At 69.9% G+C, this 2,598-nt stretch carries 4 protein-coding genes; 1 reads left to right on the forward strand and 3 read right to left on the reverse strand.

Going from position 1 to position 2,598, the window contains the following annotated elements; translation table 11 throughout:
• The first annotated feature begins 300 nt into the window (after nt 1-300).
• Nucleotides 301-729: a large conductance mechanosensitive channel protein MscL gene (gene mscL / locus G6027_RS12020; RefSeq protein WP_182637381.1), complete on the forward strand. Its 429-nt coding sequence runs from the start codon at nt 301-303 to the stop codon at nt 727-729.
• An 80-nt stretch (nt 730-809) separates the two neighbouring features.
• Here the strand turns inward: mscL and G6027_RS12025 are convergent, their stop codons facing one another.
• The 3 genes from G6027_RS12025 to G6027_RS12035 form a co-directional block, all read right to left on the reverse strand.
• Nucleotides 810-989, reverse strand: a complete 180-nt coding sequence (locus tag G6027_RS12025; protein WP_182637382.1) for a hypothetical protein — start codon at nt 987-989, stop codon at nt 810-812.
• Nucleotides 986-1,561, reverse strand: a complete 576-nt coding sequence (locus G6027_RS12030; protein ID WP_182637383.1) for a molybdopterin-binding protein — start codon at nt 1,559-1,561, stop codon at nt 986-988. Before G6027_RS12030 ends, G6027_RS12025 begins: the two co-directional genes overlap by 4 nt.
• Nucleotides 1,558-2,598: trypsin-like peptidase domain-containing protein (locus tag G6027_RS12035; protein ID WP_194306712.1), on the reverse strand; the 1,041-nt coding region annotated here is incomplete at its 5' end. The genes G6027_RS12035 and G6027_RS12030, both read right to left, overlap by 4 nt.

Below are 2,598 nucleotides of genomic sequence, written 5' to 3' on the forward strand. Positions count from 1 at the left end.
GCCCGCGGTGGTGGCCCGCGCCGCGCGCGTCGCCGGCACCCCGGCCGGTCGGGTCGGGAACCGGTCGATCCTCGTCGAGGTTCCGGAATCCGACGCCGCCCGATTAGCTTCCACGGCCGCCGGAACGCCGCTGGCGGTCCTCGTCCACGGGTGACCGGCCGCAATGGAGGGCGGCTGGGCAGGGCGAGGAGTTGATGCTTCGGCAGGGCTAATCGTGCTGGTAACGTCGCTGCGGTTCAGTTCGGAACGCTCGAACACGCACGTGGTGGACCACGCCGCGTCTCCAGGGAGGGGTGCAGGATGCTCAAGGGCTTCAAGGACTTCATCATGCAGGGCAACGTCATCGATCTGGCGGTCGCCGTGGTCATCGGCACGGCGTTCGCGTCCATCGTGGACGCCTTCACCAGCGCGATCATCAACCCACTCATCGCCCTGCTCGGCGGGAACAGCGAGATCGGGTTCGCCGTCCAACTGCTGGACAACAACCCCGAGACCAGGATGGACTTCGGACTGCTGCTCACCGCGATCATCAACTTCCTGCTGATCGCCGCGGTCATCTACTTCGTCCTGGTGGGGCCGATGAACAAGATGAAGGAAGCCGCCGCCAGGCGCAAGGGCATCGACGCCCCCGCCTCGGACAACGACCTCCTGGTGGAGATCCGCGACCTCCTCGCGGGACGCCCGCTCACCCACCCGTCGGACCCGCGGAGCCCGTCCGGCGAATCCTGACCCCAGGCCCCGGCGCCCACGCGCCCCGGTCGGGGCGGCCCCGCACAGAGCGGCCCCGAATCCCCGGCAGATGCGGGGTCTCACCCGTGGTGGGGAGGGCGTTGCTCCATCCACCAGTCGTCGCCGAGCCGCGCGTCCCGGTCGCGGGCCTCGTCGGATGTGGTCCGTGGCAGGACCTCGCCGAACACCTCGTCGATCCGGGCGCTGCTGCTCAGAGGCCTCTTGCCGGGGGCGCTGTTACTCGTAGCGCCGTCGGTCACAGCTCGTCGATCGCCGACAGCTGCGCGACCACGTACGAGACGAGCGGGCACAGTGTCGCCATGCCGTCCCTGATGGCGGCACGGCTCGGCGCGAGGTTGGCGACCACCGTGCTGCCGGACACCCCGACCAACCCACGGGAGACGATCGAGTCGACCGCGCCGGCCGTGAGACCCGACGAGCGGATGGCCTCGGCGATGCCGGGCAACCGCTGGTCGAGGATCTCCTCGGTGACCTCGGGGGTGATATCCCGTGGGCCGACTCCGGTGCCACCCACGGTCACGACGAAGTCGAAGCCGCCGACCACCGCGGTCTCGAGAGCCTTGCGGACCTCGGACTCATCGGATGCCACACCCACGACGCCGCCCACGAGGAAAGCCTCCTCCTCGAGCAGCTCGGTGACCAACGGCCCGATCGAATCCTCGCGCGCGTCCAACCGGTCGGTGACCACCACGACCATCGCGCGACCGGCGATGGGAGTGTCCGCCGGAACGGCGGCCGAGGGGTCGAAATCCACGTCCGTCTGGATCCTGCGCCCACCAGGCAGAGACCTCGGGTCGAATCTCGTGCTCATCTCGCCTCTCCCAGTACCACGTCGACAGTCGTCGGCTGATCGCCCACACGAGAAGCATAGGTGACGGAGATCGTCTCCCCCGGAGCCCTCGAACGGATTGCCGCGACCAGCGCGTCGCCGCCCTCGATCAACCGCTCCCCTACCTTGGTGATCACAGCCCCCTCCTCGATGCCCGCCTGCTCGGCGGGGCCTCCCACCTCGGTGGTCCGCACCAGTGCCCCCTCGATGTCGGGTTGGTCGCTCACCGAGACCCCGAGAACCGCACGGGTGGCGAAGCCCTGCTTGATCAGCTGGTCCGCGATCCGCCGGGCCTGGTCGACCGGGATGGCGAATCCCAGGCCGATCGATCCCGAGTTCCCCGAGCCGAGCGAGGCGATGGCCGAGTTGATGCCGACCAGCTCACCGTTCATGTTGACCAGCGCACCGCCGGAGTTGCCCGGGTTGACCGCCGCGTCGGTCTGGATGGCGTCGATCACCGTGTTCTGGTCGGACTGCGCTCCACCTGCCCGCACCGGCCTGTCGAGCGCGGAGACGATACCGGTCGTCACGGTGCCGGACAGGCCGAGCGGGGAACCCACTGCCGCGACGGCCTGCCCCTCGTCCAGGGTCGAGGAGGACCCCAGGGCGATCGGGGTCAGCGACCGGTCGGTATCCGCCCTGATCACGGCGATATCCGTGGCCGGATCGGTGCCGACGACCGTCGCCGGGGCCCTCGACCCGTCGTTGAAGCGCACCTCGATCTGACCGCCGGTCGCCGCCATCGCGATGACGTGGTTGTTGGTGATGATCAGACCGTCCTGGGCCAGCACCACGCCGGAGCCCTCACCACGTCCGGCCTGCCCGCGGACGTCGATCGAGACCACGCTCGGCAGGACCTTGTCGGCGACGGACTCGACGGTGCCGTCCGGGGCCTGGCCCTCGGGCTGCGCGGAGGTGATCGGGGAGGCGAGCCTCGAGCCGTCGCCACCGCCGGCCACCGTGGCGCCTATCCACCCACCCAGGCCGCCCGAGACGAGCATCGCGGCCACCAGACCGGC

The organism is Dietzia sp. SLG310A2-38A2 (assembly GCF_014145095.1).
GTDB lineage: Bacteria > Actinomycetota > Actinomycetes > Mycobacteriales > Mycobacteriaceae > Dietzia.